The 20,442-nt window shown below is 70.8% G+C and carries 19 protein-coding genes; 4 read left to right on the top strand and 15 right to left on the bottom strand.

Annotated elements, in window-relative coordinates; genetic code table 11:
- Nucleotides 1–56: 56 nt before the first annotated feature.
- The 4 genes from DI005_RS30035 to DI005_RS30020 all read right to left on the bottom strand — a co-directional run bounded on the left by DI005_RS30035 (nucleotide 57) and on the right by DI005_RS30020 (nucleotide 4,582).
- The gene (locus DI005_RS30035) at nucleotides 57–938 is read right to left on the bottom strand and encodes a CoA-binding protein (RefSeq protein ID WP_113644391.1); all 882 of its coding nucleotides are present in this window, start codon (nucleotides 936–938) and stop codon (nucleotides 57–59) included.
- Entirely contained in the window at nucleotides 938–2,104 is a 1,167-nt protein-coding gene (locus tag DI005_RS30030; RefSeq protein ID WP_113644390.1) for a succinate--CoA ligase subunit beta, read from the bottom strand. The genes DI005_RS30035 and DI005_RS30030 overlap by 1 nt, the downstream gene beginning before the upstream one ends.
- A 2-nt stretch (nucleotides 2,105–2,106) precedes the next feature.
- Nucleotides 2,107–3,573 carry an aldehyde dehydrogenase family protein gene (locus tag DI005_RS30025; protein ID WP_228713692.1) on the bottom strand — a complete coding sequence of 489 codons (1,467 nt, stop codon included), beginning with the start codon at nucleotides 3,571–3,573 and terminating at the stop codon, nucleotides 2,107–2,109.
- 205 nt (nucleotides 3,574–3,778) lie between these two features.
- The gene (locus tag DI005_RS30020) at nucleotides 3,779–4,582 is read right to left on the bottom strand and encodes an IclR family transcriptional regulator (protein WP_112270135.1); all 804 of its coding nucleotides are present in this window, start codon (nucleotides 4,580–4,582) and stop codon (nucleotides 3,779–3,781) included.
- A 131-nt stretch (nucleotides 4,583–4,713) separates the two neighbouring features.
- Here DI005_RS30020 and DI005_RS30015 point away from each other — a divergent pair, with 131 nt between their 5' ends.
- Nucleotides 4,714–5,742 carry a phosphotransacetylase gene (locus DI005_RS30015; protein WP_113644389.1) on the top strand — a complete coding sequence of 343 codons (1,029 nt, stop codon included), beginning with the start codon at nucleotides 4,714–4,716 and terminating at the stop codon, nucleotides 5,740–5,742.
- A gap of 8 nt (nucleotides 5,743–5,750) precedes the next feature.
- Here DI005_RS30015 and DI005_RS30010 read toward each other — a convergent pair whose 3' ends face one another.
- The 7 genes from DI005_RS30010 to DI005_RS29980 all read right to left on the bottom strand — a co-directional run bounded on the left by DI005_RS30010 (nucleotide 5,751) and on the right by DI005_RS29980 (nucleotide 13,257).
- On the bottom strand, nucleotides 5,751–7,103 hold the full coding sequence (locus tag DI005_RS30010; RefSeq protein WP_112270133.1) for an SLC13 family permease: 1,353 nt from the start codon (nucleotides 7,101–7,103) through the stop codon (nucleotides 5,751–5,753).
- A gap of 82 nt (nucleotides 7,104–7,185) precedes the next feature.
- Nucleotides 7,186–7,596 carry an aconitase X swivel domain-containing protein gene (locus DI005_RS30005; protein WP_112270650.1) on the bottom strand — a complete coding sequence of 137 codons (411 nt, stop codon included), beginning with the start codon at nucleotides 7,594–7,596 and terminating at the stop codon, nucleotides 7,186–7,188.
- A 5-nt stretch (nucleotides 7,597–7,601) separates the two neighbouring features.
- On the bottom strand, nucleotides 7,602–8,837 hold the full coding sequence (locus DI005_RS30000; protein WP_113644388.1) for an aconitase X catalytic domain-containing protein: 1,236 nt from the start codon (nucleotides 8,835–8,837) through the stop codon (nucleotides 7,602–7,604).
- 96 nt (nucleotides 8,838–8,933) lie between these two features.
- Nucleotides 8,934–10,283, bottom strand: a complete 1,350-nt coding sequence (locus DI005_RS29995) for an MFS transporter (protein WP_112270131.1) — start codon at nucleotides 10,281–10,283, stop codon at nucleotides 8,934–8,936.
- A gap of 43 nt (nucleotides 10,284–10,326) precedes the next feature.
- Entirely contained in the window at nucleotides 10,327–11,334 is a 1,008-nt protein-coding gene (locus tag DI005_RS29990) for a transketolase family protein (RefSeq protein ID WP_113644387.1), read from the bottom strand.
- A 1-nt stretch (nucleotide 11,335) separates the two neighbouring features.
- Entirely contained in the window at nucleotides 11,336–12,208 is an 873-nt protein-coding gene (locus DI005_RS29985; RefSeq protein ID WP_233520372.1) for a transketolase, read from the bottom strand.
- Nucleotides 12,202–13,257: a zinc-binding dehydrogenase gene (locus DI005_RS29980; protein WP_113644386.1), complete on the bottom strand. Its 1,056-nt coding sequence runs from the start codon at nucleotides 13,255–13,257 to the stop codon at nucleotides 12,202–12,204. The genes DI005_RS29985 and DI005_RS29980 overlap by 7 nt, the downstream gene beginning before the upstream one ends.
- Nucleotides 13,258–13,359: 102 nt before the next feature.
- On the opposite strand from DI005_RS29980, the gene DI005_RS29975 reads away from it, so the two are divergent.
- Nucleotides 13,360–14,394, top strand: a complete 1,035-nt coding sequence (locus DI005_RS29975; RefSeq protein ID WP_158303065.1) for a LacI family DNA-binding transcriptional regulator — start codon at nucleotides 13,360–13,362, stop codon at nucleotides 14,392–14,394.
- Between the two features lie 17 nt (nucleotides 14,395–14,411).
- Complete coding sequence (locus DI005_RS29970; protein ID WP_113644385.1) at nucleotides 14,412–14,744, top strand: L-rhamnose mutarotase; 333 nt, start codon at nucleotides 14,412–14,414, stop codon at nucleotides 14,742–14,744.
- 13 nt (nucleotides 14,745–14,757) lie between these two features.
- Here DI005_RS29970 and DI005_RS29965 read toward each other — a convergent pair whose 3' ends face one another.
- From DI005_RS29965 to DI005_RS29950, 4 genes are all read right to left on the bottom strand, one after another.
- On the bottom strand, nucleotides 14,758–15,600 hold the full coding sequence (locus DI005_RS29965; protein ID WP_113644384.1) for a hypothetical protein: 843 nt from the start codon (nucleotides 15,598–15,600) through the stop codon (nucleotides 14,758–14,760).
- 75 nt (nucleotides 15,601–15,675) lie between these two features.
- A complete protein-coding gene (locus tag DI005_RS29960; protein WP_113644383.1) occupies nucleotides 15,676–16,830 on the bottom strand; it encodes an amidohydrolase in 1,155 nt (384 codons plus the stop codon).
- The gene (locus DI005_RS29955) at nucleotides 16,827–18,242 is read right to left on the bottom strand and encodes an aldehyde dehydrogenase (RefSeq protein WP_113644382.1); all 1,416 of its coding nucleotides are present in this window, start codon (nucleotides 18,240–18,242) and stop codon (nucleotides 16,827–16,829) included. Before DI005_RS29955 ends, DI005_RS29960 begins: the two co-directional genes overlap by 4 nt.
- A 35-nt stretch (nucleotides 18,243–18,277) precedes the next feature.
- On the bottom strand, nucleotides 18,278–19,849 hold the full coding sequence (locus DI005_RS29950) for a GMC family oxidoreductase (protein WP_113644381.1): 1,572 nt from the start codon (nucleotides 19,847–19,849) through the stop codon (nucleotides 18,278–18,280).
- 121 nt (nucleotides 19,850–19,970) lie between these two features.
- Between DI005_RS29950 and DI005_RS29945 the strand changes: the two genes are divergently transcribed.
- Nucleotides 19,971–20,441, top strand: coding sequence for a GbsR/MarR family transcriptional regulator (locus DI005_RS29945; protein WP_113644380.1), 471 nt, complete (start codon nucleotides 19,971–19,973; stop codon nucleotides 20,439–20,441).
- Nucleotide 20,442 lies beyond the last annotated feature (1 nt).

Genomic DNA, 20,442 nt, shown 5'->3' with positions numbered 1-20,442 from the left:
CTGACGCCGAGGACGAGCCCGCTCGAGTGAGTGAGCGGGCCCGCCCTCGTGCGGGTTCACGCCGCGGGTTTGACGCCCGCAGCCAGCAGGGCGTCGCCGACCCCGCTGGGCAGGTCCACCACCGTAGCTCCCGCAGAGGTCAGAGCGTCCACCTTGGAGGTCCCGCTGCCCTTGCCGGCGCTGACGATGGCGCCCGCGTGGCCCATGCGGCGGTCGGGCGGGGCCGAGCGGCCCGCGATGAAGGCCACGACCGGCTTGCGCATCGCCGCGATGTAGTCCGCCGCGTCCTCCTCCATCGAGCCGCCGATCTCGCCGACGAGCACGATCGCCTCGGTGCGCTCGTCCTCGTCCAGCTCACGCACGGCGTCGAGCGTCGTCGTGCCGAGGATCGGGTCGCCGCCGATGCCGATGAACGCCGACTGCCCGTAGCCGGCACTGACGAGGTTGAGGGCCACGAGCGTGCCGAGGCTGCCGCTGCGGGAGATCACGCCGATCGAGCCGGGCCGGAAGATGTTGTCCGCGAACCCTGGCATGATGCCAACCGACGCCACACCGGGCACCACGAGCCCCGCGGTGTTGGGGCCCAGCACCCTGGCGCCGTGGTCCCTGGCTTCGGCGAGCACGTGCATGATGTCCTGGTAGGGCACGTGCTCGGTCAGCAGCACGATCTTGCGCACCCCGGCCGCGACGGCGTCACCCGCGGCCTTGCGCACGGCGAGCGGCGGCACGAACAGCACGGACACGTCCAGCTGGTGCTCCCGCGCGGCGTCGGCCACCGAGTCGTACACCGGTACGCCGCCGACCTCCCTGCCACCCTTGCCAGGGCTCGCGCCCGCGACGATGCGCGTGCCGCACTCCGCCATCCGCTCGGCCCAGAAGGAACCCTGCCTGCCGGTGAGTCCCTGCACGACCACGTTGTCCTGCGCGGAAACCAGCATCAGCCCGCCACCTTTCCCTCGACGGGTCCTGCCGCGGCGGCGACCGCCGCCTTGACCGCGTCGTCCATCGTGTCGTAGGGCTCGACGCCGAGCCGCTCTCTGACCAGCCGGATCGCCTTCTCCTCGCCGGTTCCGTGGATGGAGAAGAAGATCGGCAGCTCCGGCCGCAGCTCCTCGATCGCGGCGAGCACGCCCTCGGTCATCACGTCGGTGCGGGCGAAGGCCCCGCAGAAGTTCACCACGAGGCTGCGCACGCGCGGGTTGTCCAGCACGAGCCGCAGCGCGGGCGTCGCCTTGGTGTAGGCGTCGCCGCCGATCTCGAGGAAGTTCGCGGGCTTGCCGCCGTAGTGGGTCACCGCGTCGAGCGTCGTCATGGTCAGGCCCGCGCCGTTGGCCAGCACGCCGACCTCGCCGTCGAGCTCCAGGTACTGCAGACCGAGCTCGCGCCCGCGCCGTTCGAGCTCCGTCCCGGTGTCGTCGCGCGCGGGAACGAGGTCGGCGAGCAGTTCGGCGTGCCTCCCGAGCGCTCCGGGGTCGAGCGAGATCTTGCTGTCGAGCGCCACCACCTCGCCCGCGCCGGTCACCACGAGCGGGTTGACCTCGACGAGCTCGGCCTCGACCGTGCGGTAGAGGCGGTACATCGTGAGCAGCGCCGTGGTCACCTGGTCCTCCACGTGCTCGCCCAAGCCGAGGCCGGTGACGAGCGAGCGCGCGGCGTCAGCGGTGAGGCCGGTGCGGATGTCCACGCCGAGCCTGCGGATCGACTCCGGGTCACGGGCGCTCAGCTCCTCGATGTCCATGCCGCCGGAGGGGCAGAACAGCACGAGCGGGCCCTTGCCGGCCGGGTCGTTGAGCACCGACGCGTACAGCTCCTTCGCGATGTCGGCGGCCTCCTCGACGAGCACCGCGTCCACGTGCGAACCCGCCAGCTCGCTGCCGAGCAGGCGCGCCGCCGAGCCCGCCGCGTCCTCGGGAGTGTCGGCGAAGCCGATACCGCCCGCCTTGCCCCGCTTGCCGGCGGGCACCTGTGCCTTGAGGGCGACCCGGCAGCCCAGCACCGCGGCCGCCTGCTGCGCGGCCTCGGGCGTGGTCACCACCCGGCCCCTCGGCACGGGCACGCCCGCCTGCGCGAGGAGCTGCTTTCCCTGGTGTTCCAGCAGTTTCATGCTCACCGCCCGTAGGTCTCGTGGTAGCGGCCCCACAGCTGTTCCTCGGTGGGAACCCTGGGCGGGATGACCCGGGCGAGCCGGGTGATGTTGAGGAAATGCTTGTAGGACAGGTTGTCGCTGATGCTGTTGCCCGCCCAGGTACCGGCGCCCATAGTGAGCGTGAACCCGAGGCCGTTGTCGAACCCGCCGCCCGTGCCGAAGCAGTGCGCCTGGTTGACGAGCACGCGGGCCACGCGCAGCCGCTCGGCGACCATCGTGGCGTGTTCCTCGGTGGCCGTGTGGATGCCGCAGGAGTGGCCCGCGCCCTGGAAGTCCAGCAGCCGCTGGATGCGGTCGATCGCGGCGCCGAGGTCGTCGAAGCGGTAAACCGTGAGCACGACGGAGAGTTTCTCGCCGCTGAAAGGGAAATCGGGACCGACGCCGTCCTCCTCGACGAGGAAGAAGCTCGCCGACCGGGCCTCCGGGGAGTCCAAACCGGCCAGTGCGGCGATCTTGCCCGGCGGCTGCGCGGTGACGGCGGAGCTCAGCTTGCCGTCCGGCCACATCACGGCGGCGAGCCGCTCCTTCTCCTCCGGTGTGAGCAGGTAGCCGCCCTGCTCGGCCAGTGCGCGCAGCGTCGCGTCGTAGACCGCCGAGTGAATGTGGACGGAGTTCTCCGACGAGCAGCTCGTGGCGTAGTCGAAGGTCTTGCTGCGCTTGATCTTCTCCGCCGCGCCCGCGATGTCGGCGTCGGCGTCGACGATGACGGGCGCGTTGCCGGCGCCGACCCCGATCGCGGGGGTTCCGCTGCTGTAGGCCTGGCGGACGTTGCGCTGCGAGCCGGTGACCACCACGAGGTCCGCCTGCCCCATCAGCTCGTTGGTCAGCGCCTTGCTCGGTTCGGCGATGAACTGCACGAGGTCCCGTGGTGCGCCGACCTTGTCCAGCTCGGCGTGGATGTACTCGACGAGCAGGCGGCAGGTCGAGGCGCCCTTGGGCGAGGGCGACAGGATAACGGCGTTGCCGCCCTTGAGCGCCATCATGGTCTTGTTCGCCGGGGTGGCGGCGGGGTTGGTGGAAGGGCACACGGCGGCGACCACGCCGACGGGTTTCGCGTACTCGGTGATGCCGCTGTCCGGGTCCTCACTGAGGACACCGACCGATTTCGCGCCCGTCAGGTCGCGCAACGTGCCGAGCGTCTTGCGCTGGTTCTTGGCGACCTTGTCCTCGACGTTGCCGAGGCCGGTGTCCCGCACGGCGAGCTCCGCCAGCGCCCTGGCCCGGTCGGGGCGGTAGATCGCCCACGCGACGCCGGCCACGACGTCGTCCACCCGTTGCTGGTCGTAGTCGGCGAAGATCGCCTGCGCGGCTCTGGCCCTCGTCACCAGCGCGGCGACCGTGTCCGCTGCGGAGGTGTCCTGTGTCTGCATGGCCTCGCGTCCCTTCTGACGTGGCCGCGCGTCGTCGCGACGCTGCGACTGACTCACACATGACCGGCAGGGTTCCCGGCGTAGGCCTACCAGGAATTTCACAATATGGTAGGCAATTCCAAAGCTACGAGGGAGGCACTACGGAGTCAACGGTCACGGCTGCGCGGCCGATGTGCGCTGGGTCACGCACGCCCATTGCAGTGAAGGCCACCTTGCCTGCGTTGAACGCAGGCAAGGTGGCCTTCACTGCAGACGGCTGCCATCAGAAGGTGTGGCCTGGCGGCAGCAGTGCCGAGATCTCCTTGGCCGCCCGCATCGCGACCGGGCCGAGCTCGTCGAAACGCTCGTCCGGCACCCGCACCGCCGGAGCTTGGATGGCGATCGCGGCGCGCGCGATTCCCGCACCGTCGCAGATCGGCGCGCCGACGCAGCGCACGCCCTGCGTCAGCTCCTCGTTGTCGATGCTCCAGCCCCTGGCCCGGGTGCGTTCCAGCTCCGAGCGGAGCTCCTTGGGGGTACCGAAGGTGTTCGGCGTCAGCTGCTCGAGCCGCTTGACGCCGCGGAGCATGCGCTGCTCCGTCTCGGCGTTGAACGCGAGCAGCACCTTGCCCATGGAGGACGCGTGCAGGGGCACGCGCGTGCCGGGCGGCTGCGTGAACCGCAGCGGCTTCGCCGACTCGATGCGTTCCACCACCACCGCCGTGTCGCCGGACAGCACGCCGAGGTTGACGGATTCGCCGGTGCTCGCCGCGACCTGCTGCAGCACCGGGTACACGACGTCGAGTCCGAAGTTGCGGTGCGCCGCCTGCCCGAGCAGCAGCGCGCCGGTGCCCAGGTAGTACCGCTCGCTGTCCTCGTTCTGCGCGAGGTATCCCTCGCTGACCAGAGCGCGCACGATGCGGTGCGTGGTGCTCACGTTGAGCCCGAGTTCCTTCGAGATCATCCCGACGCCCAGATCGCCGCGGTGCTCCCGGAACAGGCGCAGCACGGCGAACGCACGCGAGATGGTCTGCGCGCCGACCACCGGGCCGCCACCAGGCCGCCCCTCACGATCCTCGGCCGACATGGCACCTCCTGTCACATGTTGGAATCAGCGTACCCCGCCGCGTTGACAGCCGCCCTCAACCTCACTTAACGTCCGAACTTGGAATCCTATGTCATATGTTGAAATACCTGGCGGCTGGAGAGGTGGGCGCGATGAGCGGTGCGCAGGCGGTGCGAGCGGCCCCGGCCGAGAGCGAGCCCGTCCGTGAGCTGCTCGCCCGCTGGCGCGGCCGGCTCTCCGGACGGCCGACACGCGTGCTGCTCGCCGACGGCGAGGACCCGAGGGGGATCGAGGCGGCCGTCCGGCTGCGCGAGCAGGGCCTGCAGGGCGTGCGCCTGCTCGCCGACCCCGGGCGCGTGCCCGATCACGCCGCCGCGCTCGTGCTCGACCCCGGTGAGCTGGCGGACGACCCCCACGTCACGGACGCCCTCCACGCCGCATTCGAGAAGCAGCCGGCGCCGAGGTTCGAGAGCGCCCGCGAGGACTCCCTCTACCTGGCTGTGGCCGCGCTGCGCGCCGGGATGCTCGACGCCTGCGTCGCCGGGGCGACCCGGCCCACCGCCGACGTGCTGCGCGCCGGAATGCGCGTGCTCGGCCCCGCCCCCGGGGTCCGGCACGTCAGCAGCGCCTTCCTGATGCTGCTGACCGACGGCCGGATGCTCGCCTTCGCCGACTGCGCCGTGCTGCCCGATCCGGACGCGCACCAGCTCGCCGACATCGCCGTCGCGGCGACCCACACCTACCGCGACCTCACCGCGCGCTCGCCGGTCGTCGCCATGCTGTCGTTCAGCACCCAGGGCAGCGCCAGCCACGAGTCGGTCGACAAGGTGCGCACGGCCACCCAGCTGGTGCGCGACCGGCTGCCGGACCTCCCCGTGGACGGTGAGCTGCAGCTCGACGCGGCACTGGTGTCGGCGGTGGGCCGGGCGAAGGCACCGGGCTCCGCCGTGGCGGGCAACGCGAACGTGCTCGTGTTCCCGAACCTCGACGCGGGCAACATCGGCTACAAGATCGCCGAGCGGCTGGGCGGCGCGATCGCGCTCGGCCCCATCGTCCAGGGTCTGCGCGCACCGCTCAACGACCTCTCCCGCGGCTGCGACAGCCGCGACATCGAGATCATGGCGATGATCAGCGGAGTGCAGGCCCTCGGCGCCCGGACCGGACACCGAGGGCCTGCCTGACATCCGGGTCACAGGACCACGAAGATCAGCCAGCTCAGCAGTGGCGCGAAGGCGATCACCACCACGGACCACACCAGCAGGCGCCGGAAGAACAGCCTCGGCTCCATGCTCTTCTGGTTGGCCACCAGCAGCGCGCCGTTCGTCGACAACGGACTCACGTCGACGACGCTGGAGGCGACGCCGATCGCGCTGATGGTGCCGAGCATCGGCAGCATGCCCTGCTCCAGCACCGGCACGGCGAGCGGAATCGACGCGCCGAGCACACCCGCCGTCGAGGCGAACGCCGAGATCACGCCGCCGATGTAGCACGCCGCCAGCGCCGTGAGCAGCGGGTTGCCACTCGAGGTGAGCAGGTCGCTCAGATAGTCGATCGTGCCGATCTCCGACAGCACACCGACGTAGGTCAGAACGCCGCACACCAGCAGGACCGCCGACCACGGCAGGTTCTTGATGCACTCGCCGTACCGGCCTGGCGAGAGCAGGGTGAGCGCCACACCGGCGGTCAGTGCCACGAAGCCGACGTCCAGTCCGAAGATCATGGTGCTGAGCACCAGACCGACGATGGCGATCAGTGTGGCCACCTGGTGGATGGTGTCCCGGCCCTTCGGGGCGGCCGGCTCGTCGCATTCGGACTCGGCGGAGTCGCCGGTGCCGCCGCCCGTGGTGGCCTCGGGCGGAGCAGCCATCGCACCCGGCCCGTCGCTGGCCCCGGCCATCGCGGGCACTCCGGACGCCACGCTGACGGTCTGCCGCCTGCGCACCAGTTGCAGGCCACCGAAGACGGCGAACACGAAACACGCCAGCACGACGTTGAACAGCAGGCTGTTGAGGAACAGTCCCATCGGCTCCCGGGGGAGCCCGTTGTCACCCAGCAGGCCGTTGGTGATGGCGCCGAAGGGGCTCAGCGGCGAGAAGGAGCCCGCCGTCGCGCCCTGCACAACCATGAGACCCATCAGCAGCGGGTTCACCTTGTGCTGGGCGGCGAAGCGCAGTGCGATGGGCGCGACGATGGCGACCGCCGCCGCGCTGAGCGCGCCCGCCGCCGCGACGAACGCCGCGAGCAGGAACATCAGCCACGGGATCGCGGCGACCCGGTTGCCCACCAGCCGCATGGACCCGTCGATGATCCGTTGCAGCGTGCCGTTCTCCTGCGCCAGCGCGAAGAGGAACGTCACGCCGACGATCAGGATGAACAGACTGCCAGGGAAGCCGCTGATGATCGTGTCAACGTCGAGGCCGCCGAACCCGGCGCCGATCACGAACGCGGCCACCAGCGCCAGGATGCCCAGGTTGATCGAGAGAAACGATGCCAGTACGAACATGCACACGAGTACCAGCAAGGAGAGGATTTGCACATTCACGATTCCACGACTCCGTCCTCATTGACCGGTCGGGTTTCTTCAACTGCCTGCCGTCTCCCCCTTTACCGCCCGCTGTCGCGGGTCAGCCTTGGCCGAGCGTCTCCACGCGACCCTCCCGAGGAACCAGCCGGAGCAGCTGGCCCGTCTCGATCGACGTCACTGGGTCGGGCTCCAGCTCGTGCATGATCGGGATGCCAGCGAACACCGCGCCCTGCACGAGCACCGGGTTCGTCGTCCGCAACACGAGCCCGGCCGGTGCCAGGCCTCGGCTCTGCAGGTCCAGCAGCCGCCAGCCCGTCGCGGTGCCGCCCTTCGCGGTGGGCACCACGAGAATCCTGCCCGCGATCGACTGCCCGCAGAGGTCGTGGGACTCGCGGCTGATCACGCCCGTGTCGTGGTCGAGGTCGTACCGTGCGCTGAACGCGTCCGTCGACACCAGTGCGGGTGCCTCCACCACGTCGCCGAAACCGACGGCGCCGATGAGCTGTGTCATGGTCCTCACCCCGCGATCCGGCCGGTGACGGCTGCGTCGACGCACATCTCGGTGGACCGGAAGACCGGGTTGTACCCGTAGCCCTCGATGATGTTGGCGAGCTTGGCCGAGTTGGTGACGAGCGTGCGGAACCCGTTGCTGCGCCCCAGCTCGCGCGCGGTCATCAGGTAGTAGCAGACGCCGCTCAGCAGCCGGACGCCCGCTGCGCGCAACGTCTCGGCGTAGCCGTACTCCTCCGCCGATCTCAGCACCGCGGCGCTCGTCGTCGCGTACACCGGGCAGGAGACCTCACGACCTTCGAAGAGGGCGGCCAGCTCCGCCAGCTCGAACACCGACAGCTGCGGCGTGCCGAACACGACGATGTCGGGGCTCTCCCGCTCCGGGGCGAAGCCGCGATACGCGCCGTCCAGCGCGGCTCGGTCGATGACCATGCGCTCGCGGGGTTCGTTGTCCCCGAACGCGTCCGCGCGGGTGCGTGCCTCCGGCGTCACGCCGACGAGGTGGAACATCGCGTGCGAGCCGTAGCTCGCCAGTGCCGCACCGAGCTGTTTCACCTCGTCCGGCGAAGGGCTCCGCTCGGCGCCGTCGATCACGGGCACCTCCCAGTAGCCCGGGAACCGGCGGCCAACCAGGCAGCCGACGGCGCCCCAGTCGGTGCTGTTCCTCGGCTGGTCGGCCAGCTCGACGAGCACGGTGCCACGCCTGCATTCGTCGAGGTGGAAGCCGTACGCGGGGACCCGCCCGGTGAGCGCGGCCGCGAGTGCCGCGGGGCCGCCCTCGAAGTTGCTCCGCGCGCCGGCGACGGCGTTGGCGTAGATCACGGTGCCGGTGTCGCCCCAGGCGAGGTGCTCGCCCCCGTGCGGGACGTCCACGGTCTGGTAGTTGATACAGGTGTTGGTGGTCAGCGCGCCCATGCGCGCCATCGCGGCGAGGATGCGCCTTTCGGTGTCCACAATGGATTGGCTCTGCCCGATGTCGAGCGCGCACGAGAAGTCGGTCGAGCGCGGGTCGAGGGTCAGCGGGATGCGGGCGCGGGCGCCCTGGTCGGCCAGTTGCTCCAGGAAGCGGACGCCGGGCTCGCCCAGCGCCTCGCCATCGCAGTGAGCGTGAGCGCTGCGCACCCGGACGAGCCGGCGCGCCCCGAAGAAGCCACCGACCGCCAGCTGGTAGTCCATCGCCCATTTCACGGCGGGACCGTCCGAGCCGGCGGCCATGGCCTCTTCGTCTGCAGTCAGGTACACGTGACCTCCACCGGCTTCGGTCGAGACTGTGGTTTCGGTCACCCAAGCTAGATTCGTTGAAACGGCATGTCAATATTTGAAATGAGAGAAAGGATCTCAGCCGAGCTTCCGGCGCCGGGTCTCCGGCAGCAGGAGCACCGACAACGCCGTGATCGCGGCGATCCCGACGATGTAGGCGACCACCGGCCAGTACACCCCGTCACCCGCGACCTCGAGCAGGGACACCACGATGATCGGCGCGAGCGAGCCGCCGAGCACGCCACCGAACTGCTGCCCGAGCGAGACACCGGAATAGCGGATGCTCGTCGGGAACAGCTCGGAGAAGTACGCCGCCTGCGGGCCGTACATGAGCGACATCGCGACGTAGGCGATGATCGTGCCAAGCCAGATCATCGGCGCGCTACCGGTCTTGACCAGCTCGAAGAAGATCAACCCGTCCACCGCCATCACCGCGGCCCCGGCCAGGTACACCGGTTTGCGGCCGATCCGGTCGGACAGCGTGGCGCAGGCGGGCAGCAGCGCCAGCGACAGCACGGCGCCGATGAGTGAGCCGGTGAGCACCACCGACTCCGGGTGCGGGATGTCGGTGAAACTGCCGATGAACGTGGCCGGGAAGGTCGCGAAGATGAACAGGTTGGCGCTCTCGGCGATCCTGGCGCCCACCACCTTCAGCGACGTGCCCCACCACTTCGTCACCACCTCGGCCATCGGCGCCCGCTGCTTCGCGGCCGAGTCCCGCGCCGCGCGGAAGAACCGCGTCTCGTGCAGTTGTGACCGGATGACCACGGCCGGGATGATGATCACTGCGCTGAGCAGGAACGGAACCCGCCACGCCCACGAGAGCAGCGCCTGCTCGTCAAGCGAGGTCACAACGGCCATCGCCGCCGAGGACAGGATGATGCCGGCGGGCACGCCGATCTGCACGAGACTGCCGTAGTACCCGCGGCGCCGGTCGGGCGCGTTCTCCACCACCATCAGCACGGCGCCGCCGTACTCGCCGCCGAGGCCGAGGCCCTGCGCCACGCGCAGCAGGATCAGCAGGATCGGCGCCGCCACGCCGATCGCGTCGTAGGTCGGCAGGCACCCAATCAGGAACGTGCCGCCGCCCATGATGCCCATCGTCCACACGAGCATGGACTTGCGGCCGACGCGGTCACCGAGGTTGCCGAACAGCAGCGCGCCGATCGGCCTGCTCACGAACCCGACGGCGTAGGTCGCGAGCGAGGCCAGCAGTCCGGTGGTGGGATCGAGGGAGGGGAAGAACAGCTTGTCGAACACGATCGACGCGGCCGCCGCGTAGAGGAAGAAGTCGTACCACTCCACGATCGCACCGGCGGAGCTGGTGAGCGCCACCTTGCGCAGGTAGCGGCGGCGGGGCGGGTCGTCGGCTACGGTCACGCCCTCGCCGGCAGGTTCCGTTCCGGCGGGAGCAGGGGTGTCGGGCATGTCGAGTCCTTTCTCCGTTGAAAGGGTCGGGCATGAGGTGCGATCACGCGAGCAGGTTCCGCATCCGGCGGACGATTCCGGCGGTGTCGAGCTCGTAGTGCTCGTACAGCCGGGTGGGCGGGCCGATCAGGGCGTACTCGTCGACGGGCAGGCCGAGACGGTGCAGCTTCACGCCGCCCACGCCGCCGTCCACCAGCGCGTCGGCGCAGGCCGAGGCGAGTCCGGTGTAGACGTTGTGCTCCTCGGCGACGAGGATCCTGGGCACGCGCGAAGCCAGCTCACACAATCCCTCGGCGTCGAACGGGCGCAGCGTGTGGGCGTCGACCACAGCCACCGACACGCCCTCGCGGGCCAGCTCCTCCGCTGCGCGCAGGGCGGGCGCGAGCGTCACACCGGTCGCGACGATCGCCGCGTCACCGCCCTCCCGCAGTGTCGTGAGCCTGCCGAACTCGAACTCGGCTCCGGTGCGGCCGTAGACGTCCTCGTCCCGGCCGCGGCCGATGCGGAAGTAGACCGGGCCTTCGAGGTCCACGGTCTGACGCAGCGCCTCGGTGAGCGACACGGCGTCGGCGGGTCCGATGACGGTGAGGTTGGCGATGGAGCGCGTGATGCCGATGTCCTCGGTGGCGTGATGGCTCGTGCCGTAGAAGCCGAGCGAGATGCCGGTGTGGTGGGCGATGACGCGCACCGGCAGGTTCGGGTAGGCGAGGTCGGTGCGGATCTGTTCCGCGCACAGCAGCCCGACGAACGACGCGAACGTGGCGACGTACGGGATGTAGCCGCAGGTGGCCATACCGGCGGCCATCGAGACCATGTTCTGTTCGCAGATTCCGGTGTTGACGAACCGGTCGGGATGGCGCAGCTCGAAGTCGCGGGTGCGGTTGGAGAACTTGAGGTCCGCGGTGAGCACGGCGATCCGGTCGTCGTGGTCCGCGAGGTCGGCGAGCACCTGACCGGCCACGAAGGACTCGCACAGCCGGTAGGAGGTGGCCAGGTCCCAGGACCCTTCCTGCTCGGGGGTCCAGGCGCGTTCGGTGATGTCGCTCGTCATGTCAGACCCTCTCGATCAGGCTCAGCGTCTTCTCGGCGTCGGCCGGCTCCAGGTAGCCGAGGTGCCAGGTGCGGGACAGGTCCATGTACGGCACGCCGCGCCCCTTGCGGGTGTTGGCGATGACGCATTTCGGCCTGCCCTCGGGTTCGCTGCCCACGGCGGCGAAGGCCGACAGCACTCCCCTCGCGTCGTGCCCGTCGATCTCGGTGACCTCCCAGCCGAAGCTCTCGAAGCGGCCCGCGACCGGCTCGACGCTCATCACCTCCTCCGTGGTGCCGTCCAGGCCCATCCGGTTGCGGTCGACGACGGCGACGAGGTTGCCCAGCCGGTAGTGGCTCGCCGCCTGCGCGGCCTCCCAGATCTGTCCCTCGTTGAGCTCCTGGTCGCCGGTCAGCACCCACACGCGGCTCTCGTCGCGGCCCGCCATGCGGTTGCCGAGCGCGATACCCGCGCCGATGGACAGGCCGTGGCCGAGCGAGCCGGAGGAGAAGTCCGTCCCGGGCACCCTGCGCATGTCGGGGTGATCGCCGAGCGGGCTGCCGACCCTGGTGTAGGTGTCGAGCCAGTCGTGCGGGAAGTAGCCGAGATTGGCCAGTACCGGGTAGAGACCGACGGCGCAGTGGCCCTTGGAGAGGATCAGCCGGTCGCGGTCGGGCCACGCCGGGTCCTCGCTCACGCGCAGGACGCCGGAGTAGAGCGCGGCGAGCAGCTCAGCGCACGAGAAGACGCTCGTGAAGTGGCCGCTCTTGGCGATGCCGATCAGGCGGACGGTCTCGCGCCGGATGAACAAGGCGAGGTCACGGACCTCCTCGACGAGGTCGGCCGGTTCCTCCGCCGCGGGTTTCCAGGCGTCCACTGTGGCTCGGATCAGCACGGGTTCTCCTTTCCTGCGAAGACGATCGTTTCCTTGAGATGGGTGCTCACGCCGCGAGCCAGTCGGTCGAAGACCTCGGCCACGTCGCCCACCGCGTTGCGGCGGATCAGCGACTCCGGCAGGCCGGAGAACAGGGGCTCGCCCGCGAGCAGCCGCATGGCCTCGGTGAAGTCGGCCAGGACGTAGAGCTGCACACCGAGCACGGCCCGCTCGCCGCGCTGGAGGGCCACGCCGTCCAGCGAGAACGCGCCGTGCTGCACGCCGACCAGCACCACGGTGCCGCCGGGACGCACGGCGCCGAGCGACTGACCCGCCAGCTCGGCCGAGCCGACGCAGTCGAGGACCACGTCCAGTTCGCCGTGCTCGCCGCCGAGAACCTCCGCGAGCGGGCGGCCGTCCCCGTGGCGCGCGATGCCGGTGTCGACGAGCGAGAGCTTGTGCCCGTCGGTGTCGATCCGGTGCACCGCCTCGGCACCGCGGTGCCGCAGCACGAGCGCGACGAGCGTGCCGATGGCGCCTGCGCCGAGTACCGCGCACCTGCGCCCCGCGACCGGCCCGGCCCTGTTCACGGCGTGCAGCGCGACGGCGAGCGGCTCGATGAGCACGCGCAGCCCCGGGGGCGTCGCGGGGTCGATCGGCAGCACGCTCGCGGCGGGCACGGTTACCACACCGGCGAGGGCCCCGGGGCGCTGTGCGCCGATGATGCCCATGTCCGGGCAGAGGTTCGTGGCTCCCCGCCGGCAGCTCGCGCATTCGCCGCAGCTCAGCGCGGGGAACACGGCTACGGCGTCGCCGGGCCGCGCACTGGTGCCCTCCCCCGCGCTGAGCAGCTCGCCGTGGAACTCGTGGCCGAGCGTCAGCGGCGGCCGGTTCACGGGGTGCCTGCCCAGGTACATCGTCACGTCCGAGCCGCAGAGCCCGGTCTCCGCGACCCGGACCAGCACGTCGCCGACACCGGGTCTCGGCGACTCGGCCGGGGTCGTGGAGAACGTCGCCGGCGCGGTCAGCACGGTGGCGCGGAACGACGGATCCGACTGCGTTGTCGTCATGGAGAGTGTGTCCTCACCGATAGTGGAACGGTTTCCTAGGGGACCGGTCCACTATGCGTGCGTACAATCGGTGAGTCAAGGGCGAGATGTCTGGAGGCCTTCGTGGCAAAGGATTCGGTCACCATCCGCGACGTGGCCGCGCGGGCGGGAGTGTCGAAGTCGACGGTGTCGAAGTACCTCACGTCCACCCCGTACGTCTCCGCCGACGCCAGGGAGCGCATCGAACGCGCCGTGGCAGAGCTCGGCTACCGGCCCAACGGCTCGGCGCGCGCGCTCGTCGGCGGCCGGTCCCGGTTCGTCGGCGTGCTGGTCCCCTCGATCGCCAACCCCTACCAGGCGGACCTCCTCGCGGGCATCGAGCGTGCCGCCGCCCCGCACCAGCTCGGGACACTGCTCGCCATCGCCGACAACGACGAGCCGCGTGAACGTGAGCTGTTGCAGGGCCTGCTGAAAAGCGGCGCCGACGGCGTGATCGTCACGAGCGCGCACGCCGAGGACGCCGAGGTGCAGGCGCTGCGCAGGGCCGGCATCCCCGTGGTGCTCGCCGGACGGCACATCGCCGCGCCGGAGATCGACTCCGTGGTGATCGACAACCGGCAGGGCGCACGGCTGGCGGTGGACCACCTCGTGAAGCTCGGGCACCGGCGGATCGCGCACATCCCCGGGCCGCTCACCGTGCTCGACTTCGCCCAGCGCGCGGAAGGGTACCGCGACGCGCTGCGCGCCCACGGGCTCGAACCGCTGCCGCTGCTGGGCGGCGACCGCCTACCCGACCCGGAACGTGGCCGGGAAGCCGTGCGGGCACTCATGGAGCTGCCCGAGGAGGAACGACCCACCGCGGTGTTCGCCGCCGTGGACTGGATCGCCGTCGGTGTGCTCGCCGAGGCGTCGAGGCGCGGCATCGAGGTGCCGGGCGAGCTGTCCGTGATCGGCTTCGACAACGTCTCGTTCTGCGAGCTCACCGCACCTTCGTTGTCCACAGTGGACGCTCATCCGGAGCGGATCGGGCAGCGGGCGGTGGACCGGCTGGCCGAGCGCATCGCGTCCGGTTACCGCGACGAGCCGGGGTCACGCGAGGTGCTGACGCCGACGCTCGTGGCGCGGTCGTCGACGGGTGAACCGAAATCCCACACCTGAACCGAGAGGACCTTCGCATGCCCCAGATCGCCCTGCACACGGAGCTGAAGCCGGGCGCGGAGCCCGACTACGAGGCCGTGCACGAGAGCATCCCCGCCGACGTGGCCGCGGCGCTGGCCGAGAACGGTGTCAAGGACTGGAGGATCTGGCGCGACGGGACGCACCTTTTCCACCTCATCGAGGTGGAGGACTACCAGGCGATGCGGCACGCACTCCGTGATCACCCCGCGAACGTGCGCTGGCAGGCGACGGTCGGACCGCTCCACGCGAAGCCGGACGACTACTCCGGCGACGACGACGGGCTGCCCCTGCTGTGGAGCCTTGCCGATCAGCTGAACGGCGACGCGTGAGGCGCTCAGCGGCTCACTTCGCGGGCAGCGCCCCGACCTGGTCGGCGGGTGGCTCCTCCACGGACACCGGCGCGCCCCAGTCGTAGTACTTCATCGAGAGGAGCGCGTCGCTCACGAACATCCCCGGCTCCTCCTCGCCGGCGACCCGCGCGATGGCGTCGCGCATGTCCATCTCGATCAGCAACGGCAGGTCCCTGCCGTCGATCCACACCGAGACCGGCACCCTGCCCAGCTCGACGCCCTCGGGGAGCAGGGCCGGGTCCGCGGCCATGCCCTGATGCTCCAGCAGCTGCTCGTAGTCGACGTCGATGACGTACTTGGTGGTGTCTCGCCCGTCCACCTTCTTGTTGTGCTCGACGTCGAGGATCTCACCCGAGCCGGCGAGCAGCTCCAGCTGCTTGGTGGGGTCGCTCGTCTCGAGCATCCGGTCCATGTCGAGCTGCAGCCCGACGAAGTCCTCGTACGAGGCCGAGACCCACGGCTTGTCCGTGGGCAGGCCCGCGGGACCTGCCAGCTCCGGTGGCATCCGCAGGTAGAGGGTCTCGCCGAGCATGCGCAGCTCGTAGGTGTACGACTCGCCACCCATGGACGTCAGGTCCATGGTGGCCACCATCTCCATGGCGATGTCCTTCCCGGCGAAGGTCCCCGAACCCTCGCCGGTCATGGACATCGCGCCCACGTCCATGTTCAGGAAGAACCTGGCCGACTCGAACTCGGCCGCGCTCTGCTCCGCCGCGCGGACCAGGCTCTGCACCCGGTCGTCGGCCCCACCGGCCGTGCCCCCGATCTCCTGAGCGCACCCGCTGACGGTCAACGCCATCGCCATGACACCGGCGGCGAACAGCCTTCTTCCCATGAACGCGCCCTTCGTTGGTCCCGTTCGCGCGGAGGCGCGACGACCCCATCCTTACGGGCGAACCGCACGAACCGGTCACGATCTTGTTGCGGGGTACCTCGCGGCGACATCGGCGGCCGTCCAGGCGAGCGCGATTGCTCCGTCGACAACGGCGCGGTCGGCCGCCGGGGTGACGCACGCGGCGGCGAACTCGGGCTGGTGGTTGACCGCGGGCAGGCAGTCGAGGCCCAGCATGGGATGGATCGCCGGGACGCGATGCGACACGTTGCCCAGGTCCGTCGCCGCACCCGCGAACGTGCCCTCGGCCGGGAAGCGGCGGCCCAGCGCCTCGGCGTTCGCCCGGTAGAGCGTCACCATGGCCTCGTCGTGCACGACCTCGGCGTAGTCGGGACAGGCGGGCTCGATCGTCAGCTCGCAGCCGGAGCCCACCGCGCCCGCCTCGAAGCAGGCGAGCACCCGTTCCTTGAGCGCGGCCAGCTCAGCGACGTTCCCCGAGCGGACGATCCAGTTGCCGGTGGTGTGCTCCGGGATCACGTTGGCCGCCGCACCGCCGTCGGTGACGATGCCGTGTACGCGGTCGCCGTCGCGCGTCTGCTGGCGCAGCAGGCCGATGGCGACCTGCGCGATGGTCATCGCGTCCGCGGCGTTGACCCCCTGTTCGGGATGGGCGCCCGCGTGCGCGGGACGCCCCCGGTAGGTCACGCCGAGCACCGAGACGGCCGATCCGCGCCACCGCGCCGCCTCCCGTGCGGCGGGGTGCACCATCATCACGGCGTCTGCCGTGTCGAACGCGCCGCGTTCGAGCATCAGCACCTTGCCCCCGCCGCCCTCCTCGGCGGGTGTGCCCAGCACGGTGACGGTGAGGCCCAGCTCGTCGGCCACCGGAGCGAGGCCGAGCCCCGCCCCGACCGCGGCGGCCGCGATGATGTTGTGGCCGCACGCGTGGCCCATCCCGGGCAGGGCGTCGTACTCGGCGCACACGACCACGTGACAGGGTCCGGATCCGGCTGTGGCGCGTACCGCCGTGGGCAGGCCGTAGCACCCGTGCTCGACCGTGAGACCACCGAGGGCCAACGCCTCGGCGACCCAACCGCTCGCGAGCGTCTCCTCGAACGCGAGCTCGGGGTGGGCGTGAATGCGGTGGGAGAGCGCGAGAAGACCTTCCTCCGCCGCCCGGATCCGCGCGGCGATGTCCCGCTTCGCGGCGCCCGGCACCGTCGGTGCGGTCACGGCGCCGCCACGTGGAGGGTCGCCGGGCGGGTCGCGGCGTCGTAGGCCGCGTGCGCACCGGTGGCCCCCATTCCGCTGTCGCGAGCGGGTTCGTAGACGCGCCCGGGACCGCCACCCTGCCATTCGTTCACCCACGTCACCGCGGCCGGGATCGCCGCGGCCTCGGCGACGTGCGCCGGGTCGCGCGTGTAGACGGTCGCCGCGAGCCCGAACGACGACCGGCTCGCCTTCTCCACCGCCTCCTCCCACGAGGCGACGACCTGAACCGGCGCGATCGGCCCGAACGTCTCCTCCCGGAGCACGAGCATGGAGTCGTCCACACCGGTGAGCACGGTCGCGGGGTAGAAGAACCCCGGTCCCGGAGGGACAGCGCCGCCGACGCGCACGGTCGCTCCGCGTTCGACCGCATCGGTCACCTGGCGGTGCACGATGTCCCGCTGGCGCCCGTCGACGAGCGGGCCGAGTACGGTCTTGGCATCGTGCCCGTCGCCGGTGGTGTAGGTGGCCGCCGCCTCGCAGAGGGCGGTCACGAACTCGTCGGCGACGTCCGCGTGCACGTAGATGCGTTCCATCGAGGTGCAGATCTGGCCGGAGTTGACGAACGCGCCGAACGCCACGGCCTGCGCGGTGGCGACCGGGTCCACGTCGGCGTCCACGACCACCGGGTCCTTGCCGCCCAGCTCCAGGATCGCCCGGTGCAGGCCCCGGCCCGCGGCCGCGCCGACCTCCTTGCCCGCCGCGACCGATCCGGTGAAGTGAACCAGCTCGACACCGGGGTGGGCGGCGAGCGGGGCGCCGGCGCGGCTGTCGCCGTGGACCAGGTTGAGCACGCCGTCCGGCAGGGTGAGCAGCTCCACGAGCCTGGTCACCGACAGCGGGCACCGCTCGGAAGGCTTGAGCACCACGGTGTTTCCCGCGGCGAGCAGCGGTCCGAGGGCGATCAGTACATTGAGGACCGGGAAGTTCCATGGCGTGATGAGCGCGGTGACGCCGAGCGGGTGGCGCAGAACCCTCGTGACGCTGCCGTCGTCGTGTTCGGTGGTGACGTCGAAGGAGTACGTGCGTGCCTCGGCGCACGCGCCCCGCAGGGCGGCGACCCCGGACTCGATGAACGTCGTGCCGAGGGCAACCGGTTTGCCCATCTCGCGGCACTGCAGCTCCGCGAGTTCTCCGGCGTGGTCGGCGACCGCGGCCGCCGCCCGCTCGAGCCTGCCGAGCCGCTCCTCGAGCGTGAGCGCGGCCCAGGCCGGCTGTGCGGCGGCGGCCGCCGCGACCGCGCGGTCGACGTCGGCGGCACAGCCTGCCGGCCAGTGCGCGATGACCTCGCCGGTCGCGGGGTTCACGAGGTCGCCGGCCGCGTCGGTGGCCGAGGGCTCCCACCGGCCGCCGATGTGGTTGCGCAGGATCGTCACGGGCTCATCTCCTTGGCAGCTGGGCGTTGTGGTGGTCATGCGCGCGCGATCCGGTCGGCCATCAGCTCGCCCGCCATGATCGCGGTGAGGTTGGTGTTGGCGCGCGGGACCGAAGGGAAGATCGACGCGTCGACGACCCGGAGCCCGTCCACGCCGAGGACGCGGCATTCCGGATCGACCACGGTCCTGGCGTCGTCCGGATCGCCCATGCGGCATGTGCTGGTTGCGTGCTGCGCGTCGGCGGCCGTGGCCAGGAGGTGGTCGTCGAGCCGGGCGTTGTCGTCGAGGACCGACAGAAGCGTGGTGTTGACGCGGTCGACCGGCCCGTCCGAGATCGCGGCCACCGCGTCGCCGCGCGCCAGCTCCACCAGCGCTCGGATGCCTTCGCGCAGCCGCGCGAGGTCGCGCTCGTCGGAGAGCATCGCCTCGCGCACCTCGGGTTGAGCCGTGCACTCGGCCGAGGTCAGGCTCACCGTTCCGCGCGAGAACGCCTGGTTGACCCACACCCCGAACGCACCGGCGCCGAATCGCAGGTCGGCTGTCTCCATGGACAGCACGTTCTGGTTGAGGGACACGAACATCATGTCCAGCGGATGCGCGTCCGGAGCGTCGCTGGTGTAGCGGACGCAGACGTTGGTGTGGCGGTCGTCCGCGGTACGGATGGCCGACTCCTCGTTCAGCGGGATCGCCACGCCCACCATGGGGTGGTCCTGCAGACCCCGCCCCACCGGGAGGTCCGCGACGACGTCGATGTCCAGTGAGCGCAGCTGGTCCGCCGGCCCGATGCCGGAGCGCAGCAGCACGGCCGGGGAGTGCACGGCACCCGCGCTGAGCACGACCAGGTCCGCCCGTTCCTCCACCGCGCCGTCCTCGGTCAGGTACCGCACCCCGACCGCCCGGCCGCCGCTGGTCAGCACGCGGTCGACGAGGGCGCCGCCCCGGACGGTCAGGTTCGCCAGTTCCCGCGCGGGCTCGAGGTAGCCGTCGTTGACGGTGACCCGCCTGCCCTCGCGTGAGTTGATCGGGTAGGGGGAGACGCCGACCGCGCCCGGCGCGTTGACGTCCTCGGCCCAGGCGTGACCGGCCGCGAGCGCGGCCCCGCGCAACGCGGTGTCGACCGACCCCCAGGATTCCCTTGGCATCCGGTGGATCGGCGTGGGCCCGCCCCGGCCGTGGTAGGGGGCGTCGCCGAACTGCTCGTCGTGCTCGGACCGGCTGAAGTACGGCAGCACGTCCTCCGGCGACCAGCCCTCGCAACCCCAGCTGACCCAGTCGGTGAAGTCCTCCATCGGCGGGCGGATCGCGATCTGACCGTTGATCGACGAGCTGCCACCGGTCCCCCGGCCCCGCCAGTAGAGCGCGGCGTCCTGCTTGTCCGTCCTCGTCGCCAGCAGATCGGGCCACACCAGCTTTTCGGTAGCCAGCGGGTCGAGCAGAGCGCGAACCGGGTTCGGCGAGCGCCACACCTTGGGCAGCTCGGCCGAGCGGCAGTCGGGCCCCGCCTCCAGCAACAGGACCCGCCGCCCGGTCGCCGCGAGCCTGCTGGCCAGCGGTGCTCCGGACGAGCCCGCGCCGACCACGATCACGTCCCAGCCGTTCTTCGTCATGCTGGACCTCCGGGAATTCTCAGCGGCAACCGGGATTCGGCCGCTGGTGTCCGGTACTATGACCCCGGCAACAACTCTCAGTCAATACTGAATTCTCAATCTGGACTGAAACGAGGCTCGCGTGTCCGACACCAGCACCCGCTCCGACGCCGCCGAGCTGCTGTCCGAGGACTTCGCCACCGTCATCGGGCAGACCATGGGCTGGCCTCCCATGGCCGGACGGACCGCGGCCGTACTGCTGCTCAGCGCGGAACCGATGACCGTCCAGCAACTGCAGGACGAGCTCAGCGCCAGCGCGGGGTCGGTGTCGGAGATGACGCGGCTGCTCATCACCAACGGCGTCGTCCGCCGGTTCAAGGCACCGGGAACGCGGCATTTCGTCTACGAATGGCGCCCGGACGCGTGGGCGGGCTGCCTGCAGCACCAGCTCCACCAGACCGAGCAGCTGCGCGAGCTCGCCCACCGCACGGAGCGGCAGGGCCGTGCGCTGAGCGAGCAGCAACAACGCAGGCTGAGGGACATGGCCGCCTACTACGACTTCATGGTCGCGCGGCTCGGCGCGTTGCTCGAGGACTACCGCTCCGGGCTCTGAG

The organism is Prauserella sp. PE36 (assembly GCF_003311655.1).
Classification (GTDB): domain Bacteria; phylum Actinomycetota; class Actinomycetes; order Mycobacteriales; family Pseudonocardiaceae; genus Prauserella_A; species Prauserella_A endophytica.
This window is presented reverse-complemented; position numbering and strand designations above follow the sequence as displayed.